Origin of the sequence: Streptosporangium sp. DT93 (genome assembly GCF_049844535.1) — a bacterium.
Taxonomy (GTDB): domain Bacteria; phylum Actinomycetota; class Actinomycetes; order Streptosporangiales; family Streptosporangiaceae; genus Streptosporangium.
Window position 1 is genome coordinate 56353 of record NZ_JBNCLF010000014.1, and the last position, 25650, is coordinate 82002.

Consider the following 25650-nt stretch of genomic DNA (forward strand, 5'->3'; position numbering starts at 1 on the left):
GGGGGCGCTGTCGCCGCGGGAGCCGCGGGGGCCGTGTCCGGCGGGCCGGAGCGATCCCCGCGGGACCGCCGGAGGCGCTTGGTAGGATTCCCGCCCGGGAGGAGACCGCCTCTCCGGCCCGTTCCGGCACGCTTTTCGTCAGGGGTGACACGTGGCGGCCCGCACGACCATCTACGACGTCGCCGGCGCGGCGGGCGTCAGCATCTCCACCGTCTCCCTGGCCCTCAACTCCCCGTCCAGGGTCAGCCAGGAGACCCGCCGCAAGGTCCTGGAGGCCGCCGACGCGCTCGGCTTCGTCCCCAAGCAGGACGCGGTCGCCAAGGCCCGCCGGGGCGTGGGACGCGTCGGGGTGATCGCCCCCTTCACCTCCTACCCGTCGGTGGCCCGGCGGCTGAACGGCATCCTGCGGGCCGTCGGCGACCGGCCCCTGGAGGTCGTGCTGTTCGACCAGGAGTCGGCCGCGCAGAGCTCCTCACCGCTGCTGGCCGGGCTGCCCATCACCGGCCGGTTGGACGGGCTCGTCGTCGTCAGCCTCAGCCTGGAGGAGGCGGTGGCCGACCGCCTGGCCGCCGCGCGGCTGCCCACGGTGCTCCTCGACGTCCGCCGTCGCGGCTTCGACTCGGTGTGCACCGACGACGAGGCGGGCGGCCGGCTGGTCGCCGAGCACCTGCTCGGCGCCGGTCACCGCCGGTTCGGATTCCTGGGCGAGGCCCAGAGGTCGGGCCTGTACGTCTCGCCGTCCCAGCGGCGCCTGGCGGGCTACCGTGACGCCCTGGCCGAGGCCGGGCGTCCCCTCGCCGACGGCGACGTGCGACTGAGCGCGCACGACCTGGCCGCGGCCCGCGCCGTCGCCGTGGAACTGCTGTCGGGGCCGGAGCGCCCCTCGGCCGTCTTCGCCGCCGACGACACCCTCGCCGCCGGGGTGTTGCGGGCCGCGCGCGACCTCGGTCTCGCCGTGCCCGGCGACCTGGCGGTGGCCGGCTTCGACGACGGCGACCTGGCCGAGGCCCTCGACCTCACCACCGTGCGCCAGCCCCTGGAGGACTCCGGCCGCACCGCGATGGAACTGCTCCTGCGGCGGCTGGAGCGACCCGCGACCGCCCGCCAGGTGACGCTGGAGCTGCACCTGATCACCCGGGGCACGAGCGCGCCCGGCCACTGAGCGGGCGCCGCTCGTGACGCACTGGCACTGCTCCCGTGCCGGCAAGGGGGGTACGAGCGCGCCCGGCCACCAAGACGGCACCGAGCCGGCCACCGAGCCCGGCCGCCGGAGACCTGCCACCGCACCGGCCGTCGCGTCCGGTCGTCGCGTCGGCCGTCGAGGCCGGCGTCGCCGGAGGCGCCGTGTCCGGCCAGGCCGGACATCCCCCCACGCCGAGACGGCGGGCGCCGGGTCCCCGGCCCGGGCGGGAATATTCGATGGTCCGCGCGTCCGGTCACGGGGATCATCGAGGCATGTCACGAACTTTCGAGGACCTGGTGGCCGAGGCCGAGGCCGCCCCGGTGGAGGGCTGGGACTTCTCCTGGCTGCGGGGCCGGGCCGAGGAGCAGCGCCCCTCCTGGGGATATCAGCGCCTGATGGGCGAGCGGCTGGGCCGGGTCACGGCGGCGCTGGACATCCAGACCGGCGGCGGGGAGGTCCTCGCCGGGGTAGGGCGGCTTCCCCCGGTGATGGCGGCCACCGAGTCCTGGGCGCCGAACCTCGCCCGTGCGACCCGGTTGCTGCACCCCCTGGGCGCGCTCGTCGTCGCCGACGCCGACGAGCCGCCGCTGCCGTTCGCCGACGAGGCCTTCGACCTGGTGACCAGCCGCCATCCGGTGACCGTCTGGTGGGAGGAGATCGCCCGGGTGCTGCGGCCGGGGGGTACGTACCTGTCCCAGCAGGTGGGCCATGCCAGCGTCGCCGAGCTCGCCGCGTACTTCCTGGGCCCGCCCGCGCCGCGCGAGCTGCGCCACCGTCATCCCGACGACGCGCGCCTGGCGGCCGAGGCGGCGGGGCTGAGCGTCGTCGACCTGCGTTTCGAGTCCCTGCCGATGGCGTTCCTCGACGTCGGCGCGGTGATCTACTTTTTGCGCAAGGTGATCTGGATCGTCCCCGGCTTCACCGTCGACCGCCACCGCGACCGGCTGCGTGAGCTGCACGACCGGATCCGCGACGAGGGCCCCTTCACCGCCCGGGCGACGCGTTTCCTCATCGAGGCGCGCAAGCCCACCTGACCGGGCACGCGTCCGCCGGGCCGGCCGGGGCGCCGGTACCGGGGGACACCCGCTCGGGGGGCGATGCCGGTGAGGGAACGGGACCGGGCTGCTCGGTGGAGGGCAACACGACCACCGCGGCCGGGTTCACCCCGATGGACCTGATGATCCGCTCGGCCGCCGCGGGCGTCCGGGAGAGCACCACGACCTTGTTCAGCCGCACGTCGATGTAGCGCACGCCCATCCCGGCGGGATGGGCGGACAGGACCTCGTCGATCCTCCTGCGGATCGGGGTCAGCTGCGCCAGCGACCACCTGACCACGGCGGGAACGGCACCGGCGGCGGTGATCCTGGGGCCGTCGGCGGCGCTGGTGGTGGCCACCACCAGCGTCCGGGAGAGGAGCCCGTCGAACCAGGACCCGCCGAAGCGGACGCCCAGTTCCTTACGCAACCGCGCCTCGGCCGAGGACAGCACGATCTCGTTGAGCAGTCGCTCCTGGACCTGTTCCCTGGTGAGGCCGAGGTCGCGCTGGAGCGCGGCCAGCATGTCCGGCGGTATCCACGGCACCCGCGGGGACGGGGACGCCGTCCGGGCGGGCCGCGGTACCGCGGTGTGCGCCACCGGCGCCCGGATCGCCCACGGGGACGGCGGCTCCTGGGCCGACCCTGCCCCGCCGGCACCCGCCGCCAGGGGGATCAGGCTCGCCCCGGCCAGTGCGGTCAGCGCGGCGAGCGCCAGGGCACGGCCCATGACGGCGGTGTGGTTGCGCGGCATGTGTGCTCTCCTCGGCCTCGGCTCTCAAAGCGGGGGGGAGCTTCCGCGCATCGCTGGTCGGATCGTACGACGCGGGCCAGGCCACCCTAGAACAACCGGCGTCGCCGAACTCGCGAAGGCCGCACGCCACGCGGGCGAAGCCTTCGCGGCCTTCGAGGGGGTCTCGGCAGCGATGAGGAAATTTCCAACGAAGTGGCTTCTGACCTGTGGTGACCCCGAACCCCGCGGTCAAGGCCGCGGCAGTGTCCCGAGGGTCGTCGTGATCGACGCCGTCACCTGCCGGAGACACCCCCGCCGGAGACACCTCCGGACGGACCGCGGCACCGCCGGTCGGCCGCAGGTGAGCGTGACCGGCCTCCGGGGAGGATCGGCGCGGGAATCGGCGGCGGAAAGTTCATCTTCGTCGTCGGTCCTGTCCCGTCAAGGGGAGGGTCGTGCGGAGCGCGTCGTCGTAGCTGCGCGCGCCGGAGAACGTCCCGGTGGTCTCGGCCAGTCCGTCGAGTACCGTGACGGCCTGCGCCCGGGTCGCGGTGTCCAGGTTGCGGGCGAGCGTCACGTGCGGGAGCCACCGTCCCGGCGCGTGCAGCGGGTTGCCGCCACAGGAGCCGCCCAGCACCCGCCACACCCCCGCGTGTACGGCCAGCAGCCGGGCCTGTGGCACCACGCCCCAGGCGAGCACCCGTGCCCGGCCGGCGAACAGCAGCAGCGGTCCCAGTCTGACCGGCACCGGCAGGTCGGCGAAGGCCTCGGCGAACGCGGCCGGCGTGTAGGGCGGCAGCCGTTCGCAGACCGCCAGCGTCAGATGGGGGCGGTTGGTCGGGTGCGGGTGCCGGGCCTGGCTGGGAAGCCCTGCGGCCGCCAGCCGGTCCCAGGCCGCGCGCACCGCCGAGTCGAGCATGTCGTCACAGGTCAGCTCGATGGTGTGCATCCGGCAACGGTAACGGGTGCGCTGCGCCCGGCCGCGGATCTCTTCCCCATGGGCGCGAACCTTTTGCGCGGAAGGCCCGTCGTACCGTGCATGAGACCGGAGAACGGACGCGGGGGAGCGACCATGGCGGGTACGGGGCGGACGATGAATCGCATGGCGAAGATGGCGGCCGGGGCGCTCACCGCGCTCGTCCTGGCGGGAGGCGGCGCCGCCGCGGCGGCCACCGGGACGGCCGCCACCGCGCAGAAGCACGCGGGAGAGGGGAAGGCCGGTGGGAGACTGCCGAGCGACTTCCTGCTCCACGAGACCCGGGCCCGCAAGCCGGTGAAGTACCCGGAGGAGGAGAAGTGGACGATCAGCGACCGGCATGAACGCCTCAACCTCTCGCCCTGCGACGTGGGCCGTTCCACCGACCGGGGCCGGGTGAGCACCCGGACGGTCACCTACCTGGCGCTGGAGGTCCACCAGGCCGAGCAGGTCGTGATCTACCGCTCCGAGCGGGCTGCGCGCACGGCCATGGCCGACCTGCGCAGGCGGGTCGGCGGATGCGAGGTCGACCAGGGCGGCCAGGTGGTCGCCAAGGGCCGGACGGAGAAGATCAAGCTGGGCGACCAGGCCGTCCGGGTGATCGTCCAGAACTACGACCGCAAAAACGCGGGTCCGGCCATCGGCGGCCAGCGGGGCGTCATCGTGCGCAAGGGCCGCGCCCTGGTGAGCTACACGCAAGCCAGGGAGTACAGCGGGGTGCACGCCTCGGACTTCCGCCGGCAGCTGAAGGACGCCCGGAAGATGACGGTGAAGGTCTGCTCGCTGCCCGGCGTCTGCTGACCGGCCGCAAGATCTACCACCACCCCGAGGGCGGCGACCTCCACCTCACCTTCGACACCTTCGACATGCCCGGCCGGCCCGGCCTGTCGGTCTGCACCTACAGCCTCCAGCAGCCTCCAGCGGCCTCCAGCGGCCTCCAGCGGGCTCGGTCACGACACCGCCTCGTCGAGTCCTTCGCCTCGGCGACGCCGCTGCCGAGGTTGCCGCCCCGGTGGTCCACGTCCGGGCTCCGGCGCCCGCCGGTGTGGCCGGGAGGTGCGCTCCGGGCGGTCAAGAGACGAAAGACGGGCGGGGGTCAGCCGCGGTCGAGCCGGACGGCGATGTCGACGACCTGACGGGCGGCGGGAAAGGCGCCGTAGTTGTAGTTGACGGCGCCGGTGAGCAGGTTCAGGCCGTAGAGACGGTAGCGGCCGGCGACCTTGAGCGTGGCGAAGGCGCTGTTGGAGACGGTGACCCCGCCGCGCAGCGAGCTGTGCACGTCGAAGCCCGCGGGACCGGTCACGGCCACCCGCAGGCTGCCGGTGGGCATCAGCAGGCCGGCGTCGGCGGGAGACTGCAGCGCCAGCCGGTCGGTGGCGGTGTCCACGGCGAACAGCGCGGTGGCGGTGTCGGCGCTGAGGTCGTTGTTGGTGTACCCGATGCCCGAGACGCCGAGCGCGGGGGCGGGCGCGGTGGGCACGGCGGGCGCGGCGGGCGCGGCGGGCGCGGGGACGGGCGTGGTCGTCAGCGGCCGGTCCGCCACGGTCCGGCCGGTGGTCGTGAGAGCCGGCCGGACGCCGTCGGCGCCGGGCCCCTCGAGGTCGTGGCGCAGGTTCTGCCCGGTGTCGCCGATCACACGCAGCACGTCGGCGGCGGGATCGACGTCCACGCCGAAGGCGGAGCCGTTCAGCGCCACCGTGAGCTGGGAGACCTTGGTGGCCTTGCCCGCCCCCCCGAGGGTGTACACGCCGCCCCGGTCCCCGACGCCGTACAGTCCGCCGCCCCGTACGCGGTGGTCGATGCCGACGATCGCGGCGTCCCCCTGGAGGCCGTCGATCCTGCCCAGTTCGCGGACGCGTCCGGGAAAGCGGATGTCGAAGGCGACCAGCCGCTGGTCGGAGGTCAGCCCGACGACGCCGATACCGACCTTGGCCCGGCCCGCGTGCCCCGCCACCCCGCCCCTCCCGCCGCCCGGGCCGCTGCGCACCTCGCCCCTCGCGGTCTCGTCCGCGCCGCTCCCGGCGGTGACGTGGGAGGTGACGTGGGAGGCGGTCGCGGCGACGCTCCCGGCCGGGCCCTGACGGCCGGGCCCGGCCTGCGCCGGTACGGAGGCCGGTACAGCGGAGGCCGCCGTGCTCAACGCCAGCACGGTGGCGGTGAGGGTCCCTCGCATGTGCCTCTCCTTCGCGGTCGCGGCTCGCGTCGCCCAGGTACCGGTGACGGCGTTCCCACGGATCGTAGATCCTTCCTCACGCAACGCGATGTCGCGATCCGGCCAAGAGCGCGCCAAGCCCTCCAGCCCCCGGCCCGCTCGGCTCCCGGCCGGGGTGGGGTGCCGGCCGGAACGACGATTGAGCCGCCCGGACCTGGGCAGACGGGCGGGGAGGACCTTTTCGCCCGTTCTCCGTACGGGCGCTGTCATATATCGGGAGGAACAATGCCGAACTCCGGACCCGCCTCCGACGAGGACGTCCCGCTGGCGGACCGCCGCGCCGACCAGCAGGACGTTCACGACGAACCCGACTTCGCCGACGAGTTCGCTCCCTCGCCGACCGACCCGGCAGGTCAGCCCGAGAACGATCCCGACACCGACGTCCACGGCCAGGACGAGGGCTACGAAAGGCCGTCCTCGGTCTGAGGGCCGTCGAAGGCGCCGTGGCCGGGCGGGCCCGCGAGGACCCGCCCGCCTCGGTCACGGGGCGGGGCGAACCGGCCGGACACGATGACGGCGCACACCGATGACGAGGGTGCACGCCGGCCCGTCGCGGGCCCGTCGCGGGCCCGTCGCGGGCCCGTCGCGGGCCCGTCGCGGGCATCGTCGCGGACCGGGCGGGCCGGGGCGGGGCGGGGCCGGCGGGGCGCAGGGGGGCCCCCGGGGCGCCCGGGGCGGGGCCGCCGGGCGGGCCGGGGAGAGGCGCCTCCCGGCCGCGAGCGGATCCCCGGACCGCGTCCTGCGCATTTCCCGCGACTGTCGAAGTGCTTCGATAGAAGTATTTGACATCGTGTCGTTCCATGACGTCTCATGGGGCCGAAGCGGAAAGCAGTGAGGCGACCGGCGGCCCGCACCGTAGGGGAGCGCCGGACCCCGGCGTCCTTCGACGGCCGGGGCGCCCCGGCCGGAGGGATGTGACGCATGAGCCTTTCGTACGTGGTGACCGGAGGAGGCCGCGGCATCGGCAGGGCCGTCGCCGAGCGCCTGCTCACCCGGACCGGCACCGGCGCGGGCGGTGACGGCGGCGGTGTGGGCGGTGGTGTGGGCGGTGGTGTGGTCGTCGTCGTCGAGCGCGACCCCGAGGCCCTGGCCTGGCTGCGCGGCCATCCCGCGGCGGCGCGCCTGGCCGGTGTGGCCGGTGACGCCGCGGACGAGACCGTCGCCGGGCGGGCGGCCGACGCCGCCCAGGCGGCGGGCACCCTCGCCGGCTGGGTCAACAACGCCGCCGTCTTCCAGGACGCCTCCGTCGACCGCGATCCGCCCCACCGGGTGATGGACCTCATCGTGCGCGGCCTCGAGGGCGCCGTCGTCGGCTGCGCCGTCGCGGTCCGCCGCTTCCTGGCCCAGGGCGGCGGCGGGGCGATCGTCAACGTCTCCTCCCACCAGGCCCGCCGGGCGGTCCCGGGCTGCCTGCCGTACGCCACGGCCAAGGCGGCGCTGGAGGGGATGACCCGCGCCCTGGCCGTCGAGTACGGGCCGCGCGGCATCCGTGTCAACGCCGTGGCGCCCGGCTCGGTGCACACCGAGCGCTACACCGGCCTTCTGGCCTCCCGCCCCGCCCGCGACGCCGCCCGCATCGAGCGGCAGATGGCGCTGCTGCACCCGCTGGGCCGGATCGCGCGGCCCGAGGAGGTGGCGGCCGCGATCGCCCACCTGCTCGGCGACGACGCCGCCTTCATCACCGGCGCGACCGTCCCGGTCGACGGCGGGCGCTCGGTGCTCGGCCACGACCCCGAGGCCCGGCAGGACCTCCGAGGACTCCGAGACCCCCGAGAACCCGGCGACCTCTGAGAACCCGGCAGTCCCGCGCTCCCCGGCGCACCGCCCGGACACGGGCGCCCGTCCCCGAAGCCTGCGACGCCGCCGTACCGGGGAGATCATCGGCGCGACGGGGGCGGAGGGGAAGCGGAGGGCGCCCGCTGGCCTACACTTGCGCCAGCGCATCCGCAGGCGGACTCGGGCAAGGGGAGGGGTGGCGTGCAGCAGGCCGAACGCGGCGTCTCGACCACGCTGGACGCGGTCCTGGAGCGCATCACCTACGCCAACGAGGAGACCGGCTACACCATCGCGCGGGTGGCCACCGACCGCTCCGGCGCCGACCTGCTGACCGTCGTCGGCCCCCTGCTGGGCGCCCAGCCCGGCGAGTCGCTGCGCCTGACCGGCCGCTGGGCCTCCCACCCCCGCTACGGCAAGCAGTTCGAGGTGTGGTCCTACACCACCGTGCTGCCCGCCACCGTGCAGGGCATCCGCCGCTACCTGGGCTCAGGCCTGATCAAGGGCATCGGCCCCAAGATGGCCGACCGGATCGTCGACCACTTCGGCGTCGACACCCTGGAGGTCATCGAGACCACCCCCGAGCGGCTCGTCGAGGTGCCCGGCCTGGGCCCCAAGCGCACCAAGATGATCGGCGTCGCCTGGGAGGAACAAAAGATCATCAAAGAGGTGATGATCTTCCTTCAGGGCGTCGGCGTGTCCACCTCCATCGCGGTGCGCATCTTCAAGCAGTACGGCGACCGCTCCATCACCGTCGTCAGGAGCGAGCCCTACCACCTGGCCGACGACGTGTGGGGCATCGGCTTCAAGACCGCCGACACCATCGCCCAGGCCGTCGGCATCCCCCACGACAGCCCCGAGCGCGTCAAGGCCGGCCTGCGCTACACCCTGTCGCAGGCCGCCGACGACGGCCACTGCTACCTGCCCGCCCCCAACCTCGTCGGCGACGCCGTCAAGATCCTGGAGGTCCCCGCCGACCTCACCGCCCGCTGCCTGGAGGACCTCGTCGCCGAACAGGGCGTCGTCCGCGAGGACGTCCCCGTGGGCGAGGGCAGCGTCCCCGCGGTCTACCTGGTGCCCTTCCACCGCGCCGAACTGTCCCTGGCCGGCGCGCTGCGCACCCTGCTGACCAGCGAGCACGACCGCCTGGGCGCCTTCACCGGCGTCGACTGGGAGGCGGCCCTGACCTGGCTGCGCACCAGGACCGGCGCCGACCTGGCCGAGGAGCAGGCCGCCTCGGTACGCCTGGCGCTGACCCGGAAGGTCGCGGTCCTGACCGGCGGCCCCGGCTGCGGCAAGAGCTTCACCGTGCGCTCCATCGTCACCCTGGCCCGCGCCAAGAAGGCCAAGGTCATCCTGGCCGCCCCCACCGGCAGGGCCGCCAAGCGCCTGGCCGAGCTGACCGGCCACGAGGCCACCACCGTCCACCGGCTGCTGCAGCTGCGCCCGGGCGGGGAGGCCACCTTCGACCGCGACAACCCCCTGGACGCCGACCTCGTCGTGGTCGACGAGGCCTCCATGCTGGACCTGCTGCTGGCCAACAAACTCGTCAAGGCCGTCGCCCCGGGCACCCACCTTCTGTTCGTCGGCGACGTCGACCAGCTTCCCTCCGTCGGCGCCGGCGAGGTCCTGCGCGACCTGCTGGCCGCCGAGGAGGAGATCCCCCGGGTACGGCTGACCCACATCTTCCGCCAGGCCCAGGAGTCGGGAGTGGTCGTCAACGCCCACCGCGTCAACACCGGCCTGCCCCCCGCCCTGACGGGCATGAGCGACTTCTTCCTGTTCCCCTGCGAGGAACCCGAGGAGATCGCCGCCCTGACCGTCGACGTCGTCGCCAACCGCATCCCGCGCCGCTTCGGCCTCAACCCGCGCCGCGACGTACAGGTCCTGGCCCCCATGCACCGCGGCGCCGCCGGGGCCGGCAACCTCAACAACGCCCTGCAGGAGGCCCTGACCCCCTCCCGGGAGAACATGCCCGAACGCCGCTACGGAGGACGCGTCTACCGGGTCGGCGACAAGGTCACCCAGCTGCGCAACAACTACGAGAAGGGCGCGGCCGGGGTGTTCAACGGCACCGTGGGAACGGTCGTCGACATCAGGCCCGACGAGCACAAGCTGACCGTCCTCACCGACGAGGACGAGAACGTCGAGTACGCCTTCGACGAGCTCGACGAGCTCACCCACGCCTACGCGGTGTCGATCCACCGCTCCCAGGGCAGCGAGTACCCGGCCGTCGTCATCCCGCTGGCCACCAGCGCCTGGATGATGCTGCAGCGCAACCTGCTCTACACCGCCATCACCCGCGCCAAGAAACTCGTCGTCATCGTCGGCTCACGGCGCGCGCTGGCCCAGGCGGTACGCACCCGCGGCGCCGGACGCCGCCACACCAGCCTCACCCACCGGTTGCGCCACCCCTGAGCCCGCACACGGCCCGGCCGAGGCCGGCCGGGACCAGGCCCGCGGCGGCCCGCGGCGGCCCGCGGCGGCCCACGGCGGCCCACGCCGGGCCACGCCGGGTCCGCAACACCTGGACCACCCGCGCACCCGGAACACGCACCGATCAGGTTTCCGCCCCGTACCCGTCTGTACACGTGAGATCGACTCACGGAAGGCTGACACGATGCGGAAACTGATCTTCGGCATGAACCTGACCCTGGACGGCTACATCGCCGCACCCGGCGACGACCTCGGCTGGAGCGGGGGAGAGGGACCGGACTCCTCAGCGGGCGAGGAGCTGTTCCAGTGGTGGTCCGACCGGGTGGACGCGACGAGCCTGGCGCTGTACGGGCGCAAGCTGTGGGAGGCGATGAGCTCCCACTGGCCGACCGCCGACCAGCGGCCCGGCGCCACACCGGCGGAGATCGAGTACGCCCGCCGCTGGCGGGACATGCCGAAGGTGGTGTTCTCCTCGACGGTCGCCGCGGTCGAAGGGAACACCCGCCTGGTCACCGGCGACGCGGTCGCCGAGATCACCCGGCTCAAGGCCGGCGACGGCGGCCCGATGGACATCTGCGGCGCCACGCTCGCCGGAGCGGCCATGCGGGCCGGGCTGATCGACGAGTACGTGCTGGTCACCCACCCGGTCCTGGTGGGCGGCGGCACACCGTTCTTCACGGCCCTGGACAGCTGGGTGAACCTGACCCTGGTGCAGACGCGGACGTTTCCCGGCGGCGTGCTACTGACCCGGTACGAGACGAGGAGTTGACCGCGGCCCGCGCGCCGGACCCGCCGGCGAGGGGACCCCCTGTGATCACAGGGTCGGGGGCAGGCCCAGCCACGGTTTGCCTGCGGCGTCGAACCCGGTGAGCTCGGCGATCCTCCCGTCGACGACGCGCAGGACCGCGATGGTGAACAAACGGTACTCCGCGTCGCCGGGGGCGCGCAGATACAGCGCGGCGGCGGGCATGAGGTTGACCGTCGTGGCGACGCAGCGCCAGTCGTCGTGACCGCGCCGGAAGAGCCCGCCGCAGACCCAGCCCTCCACCGCGTCCCTGGCCGTGACGACCGAGGTCCCCCGCTCGGGCAGCATCACGAAGCGCAGGTCGTCGCGCAGCAGAGCCGTCAGCCCCTCCAGGTCGTTGCGCTCATGGGCGCGCATGTACGACCTCACCACGCCCCGCTCGTCATCCGACAGCTCGTACGTGGCAGGGCTGCGCCAGTCGAGGCGGCGGCCGGGCAGCCGCTCGCGCACCGTCACCCGCGCCCGCTGCAGCGCGCTGGTCACCGACGCGACGGTCAGCTCGAGGGTGTCGGCGGCCTTCGACGCCGGCCAGCCCAGGACGTCGCGCACGATGAACACCGCCCGCTGCCGCGGCGGCAGGTGCTGGACGGCGACGATGAACGCCAGCTCGATCGTCTCCCGCGCCACCACCGACTCCTGAGGGTCCTGCGGAAGCATCCGGTCGGGGTAGGGCTGCAGGTACAGCACCTCCGAGCCGGTCTCCGGCAGCTCGAACGGCACGGGTGTGCGATCGTTGCGCCTGTCCAGGAAGTCGAGGCAGGCGTTCGTCGCGATCCGGTACAACCAGGTCCGCAGCGCGGCGTGGCCCCTGAACGACTCCCGCTTGCTCCACGCCCGCAGGAACGTCTCCTGCGTCAGGTCCTGGGCATCCTCGTAGTTCGCGAGCATCCGGTAGCAGTGCACCTGCAGCTCACGCCGGTGGCGCTCCGTGACGAGCGCGAACCGCGCCGCGTCGCCCGAGCGGGCCGCCGCGAGGAACGCGGCCTCGTCGTCGCCGAGCGGTCTGACATCGGTCATGGTCGTCGATCCTTCCGCAGGTGGCGAGGGGCTACCAGGATTGACGACGTGGCGGAGGATTTCTGATCGGTGACGCCCCCGCCACCGGGCCGTTCGCCAGGCCGGACGAGCCGGGCCCGCACCCCCGCGCCGCCCCCCGCGCCGCCCCCCGCGCCGCCCCCCGCGCCGCACCGGGTGACGGCCAGGCCGCCCGCAGCGGGCGAGGAGGATTGACCACCGGCAGCGGCCACCCCGTACAGCCCAGCCCGTCGAAGAAGACCTCCCCGAGGTTCGGCGCCTCCTTCCGCGCCCGGTGCCCGACCCGGCGCATCTGGGCGTATCCGGTGTACCCGCGCCCGTCGGCGCACGTCATCGCGAGCACCCCCGGCATGGCCCACACCCGCGCGTTGCCGATGGCCGTCTCCGCGAAACCGGACGCGTCACCGCGCCGGGCCCGCTCCACCGCACCGGCGAACGCCAGCCAGCCGGAGTGGCCGGGCCCCGGATCGGGGTTGAACCCGTAGAAACGCAGATGCGCCCCGGTCAGCTCCCCCTTCCCGAACTGCGCGGAGGGCACCGGGATCGGCTCGCGGTCGGCGTCCGCGATCAGCTCGCGCCACAGGGCCCCGGCGTCCCGGCCGTGCAGCGCGCAGGCCGGCGCGGCCGCGTCTGGTCGGGAAAACCACGGGTCTGGTTGATGACCCCGTCGAGGTACACGGCCCGGACGCGCCGCGGGAACAACCGGGCATAGGCGGCCGAGGTCACCCCGCCGTCCCGGTCAGCGCCGCCATCGTCAGACCGGCGACCAGCGATCTGCTCACGTCGAGCATCCGGCTCCTCCTTCGCCCCCACGGCGATCCCTCGCCGCGCCGCGCACCTGTTGCGCGCACGTCCCGCTCACTTCCCTCACCTTCGCCGGGCCCGGCGGGCACCACCACCGGGACATCCGCCGTATCGGCGGGGGGATGTCCCGGTGGGGCCCACCGGCTGGCCGAGCCCCGCCGGGATCGGCCACGCTGTAGGCATGAGGGAGAAGGGCATGGACGCACGTGCGGGCCTCGGCGTGCCGCCCCGGCGGGCGGCGATCGGCGCCCCGCCGCGGGGACGGGCGTGGCGCGAGCTGGCGTACGCGCTGGCGATGGCGCCGATGGCCCTGGCCGGACCGCTCTACCTGCTCGTCGTGGCGCTGAGCGCCCTGATGACCACCAGCGTCATCGGGGTGCCGCTGCTGGCGCTGTGCGTGCTGGGCGCCAGGGGCCTGGGCAGGGCCAACCGCGCTCTGGCCGGCGTGCTGGCGGGAGTGACGATCCCCCCTGCGCCCGTCCTGCGCTCGGGACCGGGCCTGCTCGACCGGCTCGCGGCCGCGCTCGGCGACGTCACCGGATGGCGCGCCGTCGTCCACGCCGTGGCCCGCGTGCCGGCGGCGATCCTGGCCCTCGCGGCCGCCGCCGGACTGTGGGGGCTCGGCCTGGTGCTGCTGTCGTGCCCGCTGTGGTGGCAGAGCAGCGCCTTCCCCGCGGCCCTTCCCGCCGCGCTGCGGGACCTGACGCCCGGCACCTGGCCGGGCGCGCTGCTCATGGGCGTGGCCGGGGCGGCACTGCTGGTGGCGGCACCCCGGGGGCTTCACCTGGCGCTGGCCCCCGAGCGGTGGATCGCGCGGACCCTGCTGGGCCCCACCCGCGCCGCCCTGCGGATACGCGCGCTGGAGGAGACGCGCACGCGGGCCGTGGACGACGCGGCCGCCGAGCTGCGCCGCATCGAACGCGACCTGCACGACGGCACGGCGGCCCGGCTGGTGACGCTGGCGATGACGCTGGGCATGGCCCAGGAGGACCTCGCCCACGCGGCCCGCGCGGCCCGCGCACTCCCCACCGACCAGCACGACGGGCACGAGGCACTCGAGCGCGTCCGCGCGCTCGTCGACGGCGCGCACCGCAACGCCAAGGACACCCTGACCGAGCTGCGGGAACTGATCCACGGCATCCACCCGGCCGCCCTGGACAAGGGCCTGGAGGTCGCCCTGGCCACCCTGGCCGCGCGCCACCCTCTGCCCGTCACGCTGGAGACCGACCTGCCGAGCCGGCCCTCACCCGCCGTCGAGAGCATCGTCTTCTTCTGCACCGCGGAACTGCTCGCCAACGTCGTCAAGCACAGCGGCGCCCGACGCGCCGGCGTCGAGGTGAGGGAACGGCAGGGCCTGCTGCGCCTGCTGGTACGCGACGACGGCACCGGCGGCGCCGTGACGGGCGGCGGGAGCGGGCTGAGCGGCCTGGCCGACCGGATCGGCGTGGTGGACGGCAGGCTCACCGTCCACAGCCCGCCCGGAGGGCCTACGGTGGTCACCGTCGAACTGCCCCTGCACATCTGAACGGAAAAGCCGCATGCGCATCGTGATCGCCGAGGACGCCGCGATGCTCAGGGACGGCCTGTGCCTGCTGCTGACCTCCCGCGGCCACGAGGTGGTCGCCGCCGTGGGCGACGGCGAAGCGCTGCGGCAGGCGGTGGACGAGCACCGTCCCGACCTCGCGGTGATCGACGTGCGCATGCCGCCCTCCCACACCGACGAGGGCCTGCGCGCCGCCATCGAGATCCGCCGCACCCACCCCGGCCTGGGCATGCTGGTGTTCTCCCAGTACATCGAGACCCACTACGCCGCCCGGCTGCTGGCCGACGGCGCCCAGGGGGTGGGATACCTCCTGAAGGAACGCGTCGCCGACGTCGGGGACTTCCTCACCGCCCTGGAGCGGATCGCGGCGGGGGAGACCGTCCTGGACCCGCAGGTCGTCACCCAGATCATGGGCGCCGGCAGGCGCGCCGAGGCCCTGGAGGAGCTCACCCCCAGGGAGCGCGAGGTCCTGGCGCTGATGGCGCAGGGCCGCTCCAACAGCGCCGTCGCCGAGGCGCTGTTCCTGTCCTACGGCTCGGTGGAGAAGCACGTGACGCAGATCTTCACCAAGCTCGGCCTGCCCCCTTCCGACAACGACCACCGCCGGGTGCTCGCCGTCCTGCACTACCTGCAGACCTGAGCGCACCCGACCCGCCACCGGCGACGGCCGGCCAGAACCCCGCGAGCACGCACGAGGTGCGGCCTGCGGACCTGAGCACCCCGGCCCGCCACCGGCGGCGGGGGAGGAGCCGGAAGGTCACACGGTCGCGGCGCCGTGGTCGGGTGACAGGCCCAGCAGGCGCTCCAGGGCCCGCCGCCCGGCGGGGCTGACGGCCAGGGCACGCCCGGAGCCGATCGGGGACACCCACCCGCGCTCCAGCGCGGTCGCGCAGAGCACGGCGCCCGCGGTTCCGGCCAGGTGAGGGCGGCGCTCGGTCCAGTCCAGGCAGGAGCGCACCAGCGGGCGGCGCCCGCCTGCCGGCAGCCGCGCGCCCAGCTCGTCGGCGAACCATCCCAGCCCGGCCTCACTCAGCGCGAGCCCGCCCTCCTGCCGCAACAGGCCGCGCGTGAGGAGCGCGTCGGTGACCGCCACCCCGAGTCGGCCGGCCAGATGGTCGTAGCAGGTGCGCGCCCGCGCCATCGCCCGCGCCGCGCTCGCGGCGCGCAACGTCCCCGGCCGGGCACCCCCGTCCGCGCCGCCCGCGTCCGGGGAGGGGGAGGCGGCCCCCGGGGTCCCGCGCGCCCGGCCGACGTCACCGGCACCGCCGGGACCGGCCCCGGCGGCCCCGACGGTGCCACCGGTGTCGCCGGTGTCGCCCGCCAAGGCGTGGGCGACCAGGTCCTCGACGAGCTGGGCCACCTGCGGCGAGGCCAGGCGCACGTACCGGTGGCGTCCCCGGCGCTCCTCGGCCAGCAGCCCGCCGCCGACCAGCCGCGACAGGTGCTCGCTGGCGGTCGAGGCCGCCACCCCCGCGTGCGCGGCCAGCCGGCCGGCGCTCCAGGCGCGCCCGTCCAGCAGCGCCAGGCAGAACCGGGCACGGGTGTCGTCGGCCAGCAGCGCGGCCAGCGCCGCCAGCGGCACCGGGGCGGCGGAGCTCACCGGCCCGTCACCGGCCCGGCGAGAGCGGCAGGGGAGGGGGGCTCACTCGGCGGGCTCGGCGGGCTCGGCGGGCTCGGCGGGCAGCCGGAAAACCTGGTCCAGGGCGGTCACCCGGAACAGATGACGCAGGTAGGGGGTCAGCGCGACGATCCGCATCTCGGCCTGACACTCGTTGGCGCTGTTGTAGACGTTGATCAACGCCGCCACGCCCGAGGAGTCGACGAAGTCCAGCCCCGACAGGTCCAGGTCGAGCCTGCGCACCTGCCCGGAGAACAGCTCCCCCACGAAGACGAACAGCTCGGGCGCGGTGTCGTAGTCCAGGTCACCGGTCAGCACGAGCAACGTGGTGTCGGGGTCGACGGAGCGCACCTGAGTACGGAACGGGGTCTTTTCGAGCATCTGTCGTCAGCTCTCCTGATCGGCGCCGGTGACGTGCGCCGTCTCGATCCCCCGGGCCAGCATGTGGCGGGCCCGGGGGAAGTCTCGCAGTTCGTCGTGGAAAACACGCAGTCCCACCCGCAGCGCCTCGGCCGGGATCCCGCGGGCGCCCAGCACCGAGCCGGCCCAGCCGACGAAACCGGTGAACACCGGCGCGTCGTCGACGTACAGCGCCGCGGCCAGGAAGTCGACCAGGTGGCCCAGGTCCTCGGCGGTGGCCTCCACCTGCTCGGGCCCGTAACGCGCCATCGGCGGGTACACGCGCGCCAGGGTCGCCATCGCCCGCTCCAGCAGCTCGGCACGGCGGCGCCGCAGATGGGTGTACTCCTCATCGCCCAGGTGGGCCAGCGCGCCCGGCGTCGCCGGCAGGGCGGGCAGGCCCTCCAGGCCCTCGCGCTCGAGGTGGTCGGCGGCGGCGTCGGCGGTGGGCGCCCAGGCGTCGGCGCCCAGCAGCCGCGCGTACCGGCCGTCGGGGCCGAACCCGCCGCCGCCGGCCATCACGGGCACGCCCACGGCCTGGCAGGCGGTGATGGTGGCGTGCGCGCGCGGCAGGCGCGTGGCCAGCGCGCACCCCAGCGCCACCACGTCGGGGCCGCTCTGGTGCAGGTGGGTGATCAGGTGCGGGCCGGGAACGCTGGCGCCCAGGAACTCGATCCGCCAGCCCCGCAGGCGCAACACCTCGGCCAGCAGGCGGGTGGGCAGCGCGTGGTACTCGCCGTCGGTGCAGGCGACCGTGACACGCCCGCGGGTGGGCCGGGGCCGTACCTGCGCGATGATCGCGGCGACGGCGCGTTCGCTGACGGCGGTGGCGCCGTGCTCGCGGGCGACCGACCACTCGCCTGCCGCCCACAGCTCGCCGATGCGCCGCTGGGCGGGCGCGATGAGCTCCAGCAGCAACCGCTCGGCATCGGCGCCCTCCCGCAGCAGCCGCAGGACCAGGTCGACGGCGGCGAACTCGTCGGCGCGCCCGACGCACTCGAGGTAGTCCTCACCGGCACGCGCCGGATCGGGGCCCGCCGTCGTGGTGACCCTTGTGGTGGCCCTCGTGGTGGGCCTCGTGGTGGCCTTCATCGCACCGGCCTGGCGCGCACCACGAGCAGCGCCCGGTCGTCCTGGACCTCGCCGCCCAGCCAGTCGGTGCTGATCTGCTCCAGCCGCTCGACCACCGCCGCGGCGGGCATGCCCGCGCAACCGGCCAGCGCGTTCCTGAGGCGCTCCTCGCCGTACATCTGCCGGCCGGTGGGGCCGCCGAACGCCTCGGTGATGCCGTCGCTGTAGAGCAGGCACAGCTCGCCGGGGGCCAGGTCGACCTCCGCCGGTGCCAGCAGGGGCTGTTTGAGCGCGCCCAGCATGGAGCCGCGCGCCGGGCACTCGTGCACGGTGCCGTCGCGGCGCAGGATCAGCGGCGGCGGATGACCGGCCACCGCCAGGCCGACGCGCAGGTGTCCCTCGGGCGCGGGCCGCAAGGTGGCCAGCACCAGGGTGACGTAGGGGCTGGGGGTGGGCGAGCCCAGCAGGGAGCGGTTGAGCAGCGGCAGCAACCGCTCGGGCCGGTGCTCCACCAGCAGCAGGCTGCGCAGGCAGTTGCGGACCTGCCCGGCCAGTACGGCGGCGCGCGGCCCCTTGCCGCAGACGTCGCCCAGCACCACCATCACCCCCCGCGCCGAGCCCGCGACGACCGGGGCGACGGCCGGCCGGTCACCGGCGGATGAGCCTGCGGGGGAGCCGGCGACGGCGAGATCGCCGGAGCCTGCGGGGGAGCCGGCGGGATCGGCCCGGCCGGCCGCGGCGGGGGAGACCGGACGGGCGGGGACGACGGGCAGCGCCGCGACCACGGGCAGGACGGGGCTCTCGGGCAGGTAGACGTCGTAGAAGTCACCGCCGATGAGACCGGCCTGGCGGGCGGCCCGCAGGGACCCGGCCAGCTCCACCCCCTCCAGCTCCGGCAGCGACGGCGGCAGCAGGGCGTCACTGAGGATGGCGTTGGTGGTGCTCTGCTCCTGGTAGAGGGCGGCGACCGAGATCGCGGCCCCGGCACGGGCCGCGAACAGGCGCACCAGCGTCTCGGCGTCCTCGTCGAAGGCCGGCCCGCCCGGACGACGGGCCAGCACCAGCGCCCCGGCGGGAACCCCGTTGCCCGGAAGCGGGGTGACGATCAGGTGCCCGGCCGGGCCGAAGTCCTCGGGCAGCACCCAGCCGGGCACCTGTCCCGGGTCCAGCCAGCGGCTGGGCACCGGCGGGAACCCCGCCAGCGCCTCGGCCAGGCCCGGCACCCGCCCGGCGGAGGTCAGCGCGATGGCACCCTCCTGAAGGCGCCGGGCCTGCACGCTCAGGCGCAGCCAGTCGGCCTGACGGCGGCCGGTGGGCGGCAGCACGACCATCGCGGCGTCGGCCAGGAAGGGAACGGCCAGCTCGATCGCGGTACGGGCGCAGCGGCGCACGTTCAGCGAGGCCGACAACCTGCGCCCGGCCTCGACCAGGAACGTGGCGCGGGCGCGCTCGGCCAGCAACGCGTCGGTCCTGGCCGACTCGGCGCTGATGTCACGCAGGTACCAGGCCCGGTGGGCCAGCCCGAAACCCTCCCGGCGCACCAGCAACCGCCGGCCATGGTGATCGAGCTGGCGGCCGTGGCCCTCGGGACCGTCCTCGGCCAGCAGCGCCGCGGCCGCTCCCGGGCCCGGCGTGCACCCCGGGACGATCTCCGGCGCCAGCTCGGCCGCGACGGCGTTGCGCATCACGACCACGCCGGCGGCGTCGCACACGACGATCCCCTCGCCGCACTCCTCGACGATGGCGCGCAGCAGCCGCTCGTCCGGCTCACGCCCGGCGAGCGGGCCCGGAGCGGAGCCGTGATCACCGCCGCGCCGCCGCTCGCCCCGGGCGCCCGCGGTGTCGCCCGGGGTGCCCGGGGTGCCCGGCGTGCCAGTTGCGCCGGCACGGCCGGCGAGGCCATCGATGGAGGGAGGTCCTGTCATCACCCGGGGCTTTCCGTTCGCGGAGGGGCAGACCAGATTATCTTTCTCACCGCCCGCAAGTGGACCCGCCTCGGCCGGGCGGAGGAGGGAGCGGGCGGGCAAGCGGGCGGCGGTAAGACTCGTGCGCGTCTTCCTTGCCCGCCGTGGCGCCCTTGATGCGCGCCCCGTCACGGCGAAACGGCGCCCCCTGCCCGGCGACGCCTGGGCCCTGCGCCTCGTCCTGCGCCTCGTCCTGCCCCCGTTCCGCCTCCGGTACGTCCCGGCCCTGCCCGGCCACCGCGGCGCCTCCCGCGTGCACCTCACCCGCGCGCCGCACACGGCCCCGGGGCGGCCCCGGGGCGGCCCCGGCCGGTCGGCGGCCGTTCATCCTCTCGTCCCCTGACTCGCGGTCGGCGTCTTTCCCGCCTTACGAAGAGACCGAAACGTTACCGAAGTGGGCGCAACCAGGCTCAGACACCACGCATCTCCTATTAGTGTTTTAAGTGCAGTTTGCTGTAGTTGGGGAGAGAAATTGTGCTGATCGTAGAAAGCCGACACCTCAGGACGCCGCTGGCCGGTCTGGCCCTGGCGACCGCGGCGGTGCTGGCCACCGCCTGCTCCGGGGGGGCCGCTACGAAGGACTCCGGAGCCACGACCGGCGCCAGCACCGAGGCGCCCGCCGCCTCCAGCACGCCCGCGCCCGCCGCGCCCGTCATAAAGATCAGCCCCGCCGACGGCGGCAAGGCCGTACGCCCCGACAAGAAGGTCGTGGTCATCGCCTCGGGCGGCGCCCTGGAAGAGGTCGTCGTCAAAAGCGGCACCCAGGCGCTGGAGGGCGACTTCGACGCCGAACGCACCCGGTGGGTCTCCAGCACCCCGATGATCCCCGCCAGCGACTACACCGTCTCGGCACGCGCCGTCGACGGCACCACCGCCACCAGCTCCTTCCGCACCCTCAAGCCCGAACACGAACTCGAGGTGGCCGACGTCACCCCGGTCGTCAAGGGCGAGAAGGTCGGCGTGGGCGCCCCCATCATCGTCACGTTCAACCAGCAGATCATCTCCAAGGCCGCCAAGGCCTCCGTGGAGAAGGCCCTGGAGGTCAAGGCCGAAAAGCCCGCCCAGGGCGCCTGGCGCTGGGTCAACGACACCACCGTGATCTACCGGACCGCCAAGTTCTGGCAGCCCCACCAGAAGGTGACCTTCACCGCCCGCCTCAAGGGCGTCCAGGGCGGCAAGGCCATGTACGGCGTCAAGAACACCACCAAGGTCCTGCGCATCGGCGCCGCCCAGATCGCCACCATCGACGCCCGCAAGCACAAGATGATCGTCAAGCGCGACGGCAAGGTCGTGCAGACCATGCTCATCAGCGCGGGCAACGCCAGCACCCGCGAGTACACCACCACCAGCGGCGTCCACCTCGCGATGGGCAAGGCCAACCCCGAGCGCATGATCTCCCCGGGCCGCAAGAAGGGCGACCCCGGCTACTACGACCTGATGATCAACCACGCGGTCCGCTTCTCCAACAGCGGCGAGTACGTCCACGCCCTCAACAACGTCTGGGCCCAGGGCCGCCGCAACGTCAGCCACGGATGCATCAACTCCCGCCCCGACCAGGCCAAGTGGTACTACAACCAGGTCCAGCGCGGCGACGTGATCACCATCAAGGGCACCAACCGCGAGATGGAGTGGAACAACGGCTGGGGCTTCTGGCAGATGCCCTTCAAGGAGTGGAAGAAGGGCAGCGCCCTGACCTCTGCGGCCACCGCCGGCTGACCCCCGGCCCTCGGACCGGGAAGCGCATCACAGCAGGGAGAGCTGGGCCTGGTGCGGCAGCGCGAGCGGCAGCGGCTGCTCGGGACGCTCCGGGCCCATCCCGTAACGGGCGGCCAGCTGCAGCACCTGACCGGTGACCGCGCGCACGTACCCCTCCTCGGCGTCGGGGCCACGCCCGTACAACTCGCCGTAGCGCGCCACCAGCGCCGGATGGTGCTCACCCAGCCACCCCAGGTACCACTCCCGCGCCCCCGGCGGCAGACGCAGCACCCGCGGCACCAGGCTGACCGCCCCCGCGCCGGCCACCCGGCGCACGGTGGCCGCCAGCTGGTCGGGGGAGTCGGTCAGCAACGGCAGCACCGGCGCCATCGCCACCCCGCACGCCACACCCCGCTCGTTCAGCTCGGCCACCAGCTCCAGCCGCTTCTGCGGCCCCGGCGCGCCCGGCTCCACGGTACGGCGGATCCGCTCGTCGACGAACGCGATGGACACCACCACCCCCGCCCCCGGAGCCGCCGCCAGCAGATCGGCGTCCCGCAGGATCAACCGGCTCTTGGTGTGCACCGTGAACGGCGCCCCCGCCTCACGCAACGCCGCCACCACCCCGGGCATCAGCCGGTAGATGTCCTCCGCGCCCTGGTAGCAGTCACCGCCCACACCCACGCTCACGTGCTCGCCGTCCCAGCGCAAGCCCAGCTCGGCCCGCAGGCGACCCACGATGTTGGTACGCACCACGATGCGCGAGTCGAAGTCACCGCCGGCGTCCAGGCCCAGATACCGGTGACCCCGGCGGGCCGAACAGTACCGGCACCCATGCGCGCACCCCCGGTAGGGGCTGACGGCCCACCCCTGCGGCGTGCTGTCCAGCGCGGTGCGCGCCTGCACCTCGTAGCAGGTCAGCGCCCCGTGAACCCTGGTCAGCGCCGAACGCTCGATCCGCGGCCTGGCGTCAGGCGGCGCGGACAACAGAGCGGGCGCATCCCATGGCATACGGCTCAGTGGAACACGCTTTCGACTCCACTCGCAAGTGGAGCAGGTCGAGGCCCGCACCGGCCCGCACCGGCCCGACACCATACCGACCCGCGACCGAACAAGTGACCGGGGGACCGGCGAAAACCCGCTCGCCGCCGGCCGCCCCCCTCCTCTACCCTGACCCGGTGCTGAAGCCCACCTACCCCATCCGTACCGAACGCCTGCTCCTGCGTCCCTACACCCCGGCCGACCTCGACGCCCTGTGCGCGATCCAGTCCCTGCCGCAGGTCACCCGCTACCTGTACTGGGACCCTCGCACCCGCGAGCAGAGCCAGGAATCCCTCACCACGAAGATGACCCAGACCCTCCTGACGGAGGAGGGGCAGACCCTGACCGTCGCCGTCGAACTCGCCGCCACCGGCGAGCTGCTGGGTGACGGAATGCTCAACTGGACCAGCAGCCTGCACCGCGGCGGGGAGATCGGCTACGTCCTGCACCCCGACCACCACGGCCACGGGTACGCCACCGAACTCGCCCAGGCCCTGGTGAGACTGGGCTTCGAGGGCCTGGACCTGCACCGCGTCATCGGACGCCTGGACGCCCGCAACCACCCCTCGGCCCGCGTCCTGGAAAAGATCGGCATGCGCCGCGAGGCACACCTGGTCGACAACGAGTTCGTCAAGGGGGAGTGGACCAGCGAGCTGATCTACGCGATCCTGCGACACGAATGGCACGCCACCGGCTGAGCCACCTCACGTGTCCTCACCGGGATTCACCGGCCGGGTGCGGCCCACCCGGCCACCACCGGCCCGACCAGCACCGGCCAGTACCGACCACCACCGGCCACCACCGACCACCACCGGCCACCACCGGTCACGGCCCTGCCGCCGTACGGCCCACCACCCGTCGCCCCCCGACCCACCCCGGTCTCCCGGACACTGCCATGTCGACAGGCCCGCACGCGCCGGGCACCATGGTTGCGGTGACCATCCTGCACCTGGCCCTGGCCCGCGACTGGGAGGCCGCCCGCGAGACGGGGGAGTACCGCGTCTCCACCCTCGGCCTCACCCTCGACGACGTCGGCTTCATCCACGCCTGCACCGGCCCCGAACAGCTTCGCGGCGTCGTGGAGCGCTTCTACCGCGACGTCACCGACCCCCTGGTGGTGCTCAGCATCGACCCCTCCGGGCTCGACGTGCGCATGGAGGTACCGCCGGACGCCCAGGAGACCTTTCCCCACCTGTACGAGGCGCTGCCGGTCACCGCCGTCACCTCGGCCCTGCCCTTCCCGCCGCCCGCGCCTGGCACCCGGCCGTGACGACCCCCTTCGCCCCGATGATCCCGATGATCCCGATCTCCCCCGTGATGACCATGTAGCGGTACGCTCTGCGCATGCCCAACCCGGTCGTCATCCTCCTGCTGACGGTGGTCGTCCTGGCGGCGGCCATCGCCCTGATCGTCTTCGCCGTACGGGCGGCGCAACGCCCCCGCAACGCACTGGTCGGCGGAGGGGTCGGCCCCGAACTCGTCGAGCGGATCCTGGAGCTGAAGGCCTCCGGCCAGTTCGACCAGGCCGTCTTCCTCGTCCGCGGCGAGACCGGCATGAGTCACCGCGCCGCCGCCCGCTTCGTCAGAAGACTCAAACCCCCCGCCGCCTGAGCCCCCACGTCGACGACCGCACCCCCGCGCCGGATTTGATAGGTGGTGCGCGCTTTGTCGTTGATGAGTGGTGTGCGAGCATGGTCGGCGTAGGCGAGCGCGGAACGAGGAAGCCGGTGCGAATCCGGCGCGGTCCCGCCACTGTGATCGGCGAGCGAATCCCGAACAGGCCACTGCCCGGCAACGGGCGGGAAGGCCGGGACGAGCATCGACCCGAGAGCCAGGAGACTCACGCGGTCGCCTCCTCACCAGCCGGGGCGGATCTCCCCGAGAGAGGACGGGCGCCCTGTGCCTGCCTGCCCGCGTACACACGCGTCGGCCGCGACGAGACATCACCACGCCGTCGAGACCGGCCTCACGGCGGACGGCAGGCGCGCGGGCGATGACCGCGCGGCGCGCCACCGGCCCGCCCGCGGAGGGAACGCGTGAAAAGAATCACGGTGTGCCGCGACTGCTGCTGCGGCAGCACCCGCAAGGTGCCCACCCTCGACCACGACGAGCAGATCCGCCAACTGGCCGAGGTCGCCCACATCCGCGTGAGCGACTGCCTCGACGTGTGCGACCAGGCCAACGTCCTGGTCGTGCAGCCGACACCGCGAGCACGCGCGGCCGGCGGCCGCCCGGTGTGGCTCGCCCTCGTCAACGACGAGAACGCCACGGCCGACGTCGCCGCGTGGATCCGCGCCGGCGGCCCCGGCCTGGCCCCGCTGCCACCGATCCTCGAACTGCACCGCTTCACCCCACCCCGCCGCAGCCGCCCCCGCGACGGCGACCCTCCGGCGGCGAACACCCCCGGCCCCGCACCCAGGTGATGCCTACCCGCCGACCACGACCGCGAACAGGCCGCGAACAGGCCGCGAACAGGCACGGCCGTCTCCCACCGGCGAACACCCCCGGCCAAGACCGCTCGGCCCCCACCTGTCGCCTCATCGGCGACATACCGCGTCACTTGGGGCGGGGGAGAGGCGGCGCCCGCCGATCCGGTTGGACCATTCACCAAGGAAGGACGGGCGACGGGCACCGCAACTAATTGCAACCTATACGCAATAACCTAGCTTCCGCAATAAGCTGCCGCCCGGGACCCGCGAGCATCCCACCCCGAACGCGTACGGCTCTCCGCCGACTCCCTGACCCCGGAACGGGCGCGGCCACCGGCCGGGGGAGCCGGGAACCGTCAAAGCTATGACCGATTTGTCCACTAAAATGGATATTTCATCTTAAATAACGTGGGGGAGTGGCCCCGCACGCCAGACCGATCGAGACAAAGACGCACGTCAATGCGTCCGCCGTGTTCGCCACAACGATATTCACCGTGACAACACAAACGCCCGAGCGAGAACACCCGAGCCAGCAGATCGACCGGATGAGACCAATCCGACCGGCGGAGTGGATCGTTCGAGACGAACATGATCTTCGAGACGAACATGATCGCGGAGCGGGCCGCGTCAGACACAAGATCCGATCCACACCCCTCCACACCCCGGAAGCGGTCTTCAGGGGGCAGGTCGCGCGGGACGAACAGCGAGCCGGACCAGGTTCGAGCGGGCCGGCCGGAACGGAACACCCGTGACAAGCCGTCCGGCGAACGAAGACCCACGCAACACGCCATACAGCCCCTACCAGCACAGAACATCTTTAACCGTACAGAAGGGTAATTCTGTATGGTATAGAATTACCCTCTTTCGAGGCGCCATGCCCGTTCTGCCCGCAATCGCGA

At 73.7% G+C, this 25650-nt stretch carries 26 protein-coding genes and 1 riboswitch; of the genes, 14 read left to right on the plus strand and 12 right to left on the minus strand.

Translation table 11 applies throughout. From position 1 onward, the window contains the following. Positions 1 to 151 precede the first annotated feature (151 nt). Positions 152 to 1162, plus strand: a complete 1011-nt coding sequence (locus ACLQ2R_RS26820) for a LacI family DNA-binding transcriptional regulator (protein WP_425963405.1) — start codon at positions 152 to 154, stop codon at positions 1160 to 1162. A gap of 293 nt (positions 1163 to 1455) precedes the next feature. Then, on the plus strand, positions 1456 to 2217 hold the full coding sequence (locus ACLQ2R_RS26825) for a class I SAM-dependent methyltransferase (RefSeq protein WP_425963407.1): 762 nt from the start codon (positions 1456 to 1458) through the stop codon (positions 2215 to 2217). On the opposite strand, the gene ACLQ2R_RS26830 is transcribed toward ACLQ2R_RS26825, so the two are convergent. Beyond that, entirely contained in the window at positions 2192 to 2971 is a 780-nt protein-coding gene (locus ACLQ2R_RS26830) for a S1 family peptidase (protein ID WP_425963409.1), read from the minus strand. The genes ACLQ2R_RS26825 and ACLQ2R_RS26830 overlap by 26 nt on opposite strands. A 394-nt stretch (positions 2972 to 3365) precedes the next feature. Beyond that, entirely contained in the window at positions 3366 to 3899 is a 534-nt protein-coding gene (locus ACLQ2R_RS26835) for a 2'-5' RNA ligase family protein (RefSeq protein WP_425963411.1), read from the minus strand. Positions 3900 to 4052: 153 nt separating this feature from the next. Between ACLQ2R_RS26835 and ACLQ2R_RS26840 the strand changes: the two genes are divergently transcribed. Beyond that, complete coding sequence (locus ACLQ2R_RS26840; RefSeq protein WP_425963413.1) at positions 4053 to 4727, plus strand: hypothetical protein; 675 nt, start codon at positions 4053 to 4055, stop codon at positions 4725 to 4727. 295 nt (positions 4728 to 5022) lie between these two features. Here the strand turns inward: ACLQ2R_RS26840 and ACLQ2R_RS26845 are convergent, their stop codons facing one another. After that, the gene (locus ACLQ2R_RS26845; protein WP_425963414.1) at positions 5023 to 6099 is read right to left on the minus strand and encodes a DUF4394 domain-containing protein; all 1077 of its coding nucleotides are present in this window, start codon (positions 6097 to 6099) and stop codon (positions 5023 to 5025) included. A gap of 264 nt (positions 6100 to 6363) precedes the next feature. Here ACLQ2R_RS26845 and ACLQ2R_RS26850 point away from each other — a divergent pair, with 264 nt between their 5' ends. The 4 genes from ACLQ2R_RS26850 (at position 6364) to ACLQ2R_RS26865 (ending at position 11116) form a co-directional block, all read left to right on the plus strand. Continuing rightward, on the plus strand, positions 6364 to 6564 hold the full coding sequence (locus ACLQ2R_RS26850) for a hypothetical protein (RefSeq protein WP_425963416.1): 201 nt from the start codon (positions 6364 to 6366) through the stop codon (positions 6562 to 6564). A 495-nt stretch (positions 6565 to 7059) separates the two neighbouring features. Further along, positions 7060 to 7929 carry an SDR family NAD(P)-dependent oxidoreductase gene (locus tag ACLQ2R_RS26855; RefSeq protein WP_425963417.1) on the plus strand — a complete coding sequence of 290 codons (870 nt, stop codon included), beginning with the start codon at positions 7060 to 7062 and terminating at the stop codon, positions 7927 to 7929. Between the two features lie 186 nt (positions 7930 to 8115). Further along, the gene (recD2, locus tag ACLQ2R_RS26860; protein ID WP_425963418.1) at positions 8116 to 10329 is read left to right on the plus strand and encodes an SF1B family DNA helicase RecD2; all 2214 of its coding nucleotides are present in this window, start codon (positions 8116 to 8118) and stop codon (positions 10327 to 10329) included. Positions 10330 to 10531: 202 nt separating this feature from the next. Next, on the plus strand, positions 10532 to 11116 hold the full coding sequence (locus tag ACLQ2R_RS26865; protein WP_425963419.1) for a dihydrofolate reductase family protein: 585 nt from the start codon (positions 10532 to 10534) through the stop codon (positions 11114 to 11116). A gap of 45 nt (positions 11117 to 11161) precedes the next feature. Here ACLQ2R_RS26865 and ACLQ2R_RS26870 read toward each other — a convergent pair whose 3' ends face one another. The 3 genes from ACLQ2R_RS26870 to ACLQ2R_RS26880 all read right to left on the minus strand — a co-directional run bounded on the left by ACLQ2R_RS26870 (position 11162) and on the right by ACLQ2R_RS26880 (position 13038). Continuing rightward, the gene (locus ACLQ2R_RS26870) at positions 11162 to 12169 is read right to left on the minus strand and encodes an RNA polymerase subunit sigma-70 (RefSeq protein ID WP_425963420.1); all 1008 of its coding nucleotides are present in this window, start codon (positions 12167 to 12169) and stop codon (positions 11162 to 11164) included. Positions 12170 to 12200: 31 nt separating this feature from the next. Continuing rightward, on the minus strand, positions 12201 to 12725 hold the full coding sequence (locus ACLQ2R_RS26875; protein WP_425963421.1) for a hypothetical protein: 525 nt from the start codon (positions 12723 to 12725) through the stop codon (positions 12201 to 12203). A gap of 184 nt (positions 12726 to 12909) precedes the next feature. Continuing rightward, entirely contained in the window at positions 12910 to 13038 is a 129-nt protein-coding gene (locus ACLQ2R_RS26880) for a hypothetical protein (protein WP_425963422.1), read from the minus strand. A 149-nt stretch (positions 13039 to 13187) separates the two neighbouring features. Between ACLQ2R_RS26880 and ACLQ2R_RS26885 the strand changes: the two genes are divergently transcribed. Continuing rightward, complete coding sequence (locus ACLQ2R_RS26885; protein ID WP_425963423.1) at positions 13188 to 14516, plus strand: sensor domain-containing protein; 1329 nt, start codon at positions 13188 to 13190, stop codon at positions 14514 to 14516. Between the two features lie 13 nt (positions 14517 to 14529). After that, positions 14530 to 15174, plus strand: coding sequence for a response regulator (locus tag ACLQ2R_RS26890; RefSeq protein WP_425963425.1), 645 nt, complete (start codon positions 14530 to 14532; stop codon positions 15172 to 15174). A 117-nt stretch (positions 15175 to 15291) separates the two neighbouring features. Here ACLQ2R_RS26890 and ACLQ2R_RS26895 read toward each other — a convergent pair whose 3' ends face one another. Genes ACLQ2R_RS26895 through ACLQ2R_RS26910 form a run of 4 tightly spaced genes read right to left on the minus strand, consistent with a single transcriptional unit; the run spans position 15292 to position 19547 of the window. After that, a complete protein-coding gene (locus tag ACLQ2R_RS26895; RefSeq protein ID WP_425963427.1) occupies positions 15292 to 16134 on the minus strand; it encodes an ArsR/SmtB family transcription factor in 843 nt (280 codons plus the stop codon). 42 nt (positions 16135 to 16176) lie between these two features. Then, on the minus strand, positions 16177 to 16533 hold the full coding sequence (locus ACLQ2R_RS26900) for an STAS domain-containing protein (RefSeq protein WP_425963429.1): 357 nt from the start codon (positions 16531 to 16533) through the stop codon (positions 16177 to 16179). 6 nt (positions 16534 to 16539) lie between these two features. Then, positions 16540 to 17643 carry a cobalamin B12-binding domain-containing protein gene (locus tag ACLQ2R_RS26905; protein ID WP_425963430.1) on the minus strand — a complete coding sequence of 368 codons (1104 nt, stop codon included), beginning with the start codon at positions 17641 to 17643 and terminating at the stop codon, positions 16540 to 16542. After that, positions 17640 to 19547: a PP2C family protein-serine/threonine phosphatase gene (locus ACLQ2R_RS26910; RefSeq protein ID WP_425963432.1), complete on the minus strand. Its 1908-nt coding sequence runs from the start codon at positions 19545 to 19547 to the stop codon at positions 17640 to 17642. The genes ACLQ2R_RS26905 and ACLQ2R_RS26910 overlap by 4 nt, the downstream gene beginning before the upstream one ends. A gap of 513 nt (positions 19548 to 20060) precedes the next feature. Between ACLQ2R_RS26910 and ACLQ2R_RS26915 the strand changes: the two genes are divergently transcribed. Next, positions 20061 to 21302 carry an Ig-like domain-containing protein gene (locus ACLQ2R_RS26915; RefSeq protein WP_425963434.1) on the plus strand — a complete coding sequence of 414 codons (1242 nt, stop codon included), beginning with the start codon at positions 20061 to 20063 and terminating at the stop codon, positions 21300 to 21302. Between the two features lie 27 nt (positions 21303 to 21329). Here the strand turns inward: ACLQ2R_RS26915 and ACLQ2R_RS26920 are convergent, their stop codons facing one another. Beyond that, positions 21330 to 22292 carry a radical SAM protein gene (locus ACLQ2R_RS26920; protein WP_425963436.1) on the minus strand — a complete coding sequence of 321 codons (963 nt, stop codon included), beginning with the start codon at positions 22290 to 22292 and terminating at the stop codon, positions 21330 to 21332. A 167-nt stretch (positions 22293 to 22459) separates the two neighbouring features. Between ACLQ2R_RS26920 and ACLQ2R_RS26925 the strand changes: the two genes are divergently transcribed. Next, positions 22460 to 23020: a GNAT family N-acetyltransferase gene (locus ACLQ2R_RS26925; protein WP_425963438.1), complete on the plus strand. Its 561-nt coding sequence runs from the start codon at positions 22460 to 22462 to the stop codon at positions 23018 to 23020. 26 nt (positions 23021 to 23046) lie between these two features. Here ACLQ2R_RS26925 and ACLQ2R_RS26930 read toward each other — a convergent pair whose 3' ends face one another. Beyond that, the gene (locus tag ACLQ2R_RS26930; protein WP_425963439.1) at positions 23047 to 23196 is read right to left on the minus strand and encodes a hypothetical protein; all 150 of its coding nucleotides are present in this window, start codon (positions 23194 to 23196) and stop codon (positions 23047 to 23049) included. 60 nt (positions 23197 to 23256) lie between these two features. Between ACLQ2R_RS26930 and ACLQ2R_RS26935 the strand changes: the two genes are divergently transcribed. From ACLQ2R_RS26935 to ACLQ2R_RS26945, 3 genes are all read left to right on the plus strand, one after another. Then, complete coding sequence (locus ACLQ2R_RS26935) at positions 23257 to 23592, plus strand: DUF952 domain-containing protein (RefSeq protein ID WP_425963440.1); 336 nt, start codon at positions 23257 to 23259, stop codon at positions 23590 to 23592. A gap of 74 nt (positions 23593 to 23666) precedes the next feature. Further along, positions 23667 to 23933, plus strand: coding sequence for a hypothetical protein (locus tag ACLQ2R_RS26940; RefSeq protein WP_425963441.1), 267 nt, complete (start codon positions 23667 to 23669; stop codon positions 23931 to 23933). A gap of 53 nt (positions 23934 to 23986) precedes the next feature. Next, positions 23987 to 24184: riboswitch (cobalamin riboswitch) on the plus strand. Positions 24185 to 24358: 174 nt separating this feature from the next. After that, a complete protein-coding gene (locus ACLQ2R_RS26945) occupies positions 24359 to 24745 on the plus strand; it encodes a hypothetical protein (protein ID WP_425963442.1) in 387 nt (128 codons plus the stop codon). Positions 24746 to 25650 lie beyond the last annotated feature (905 nt).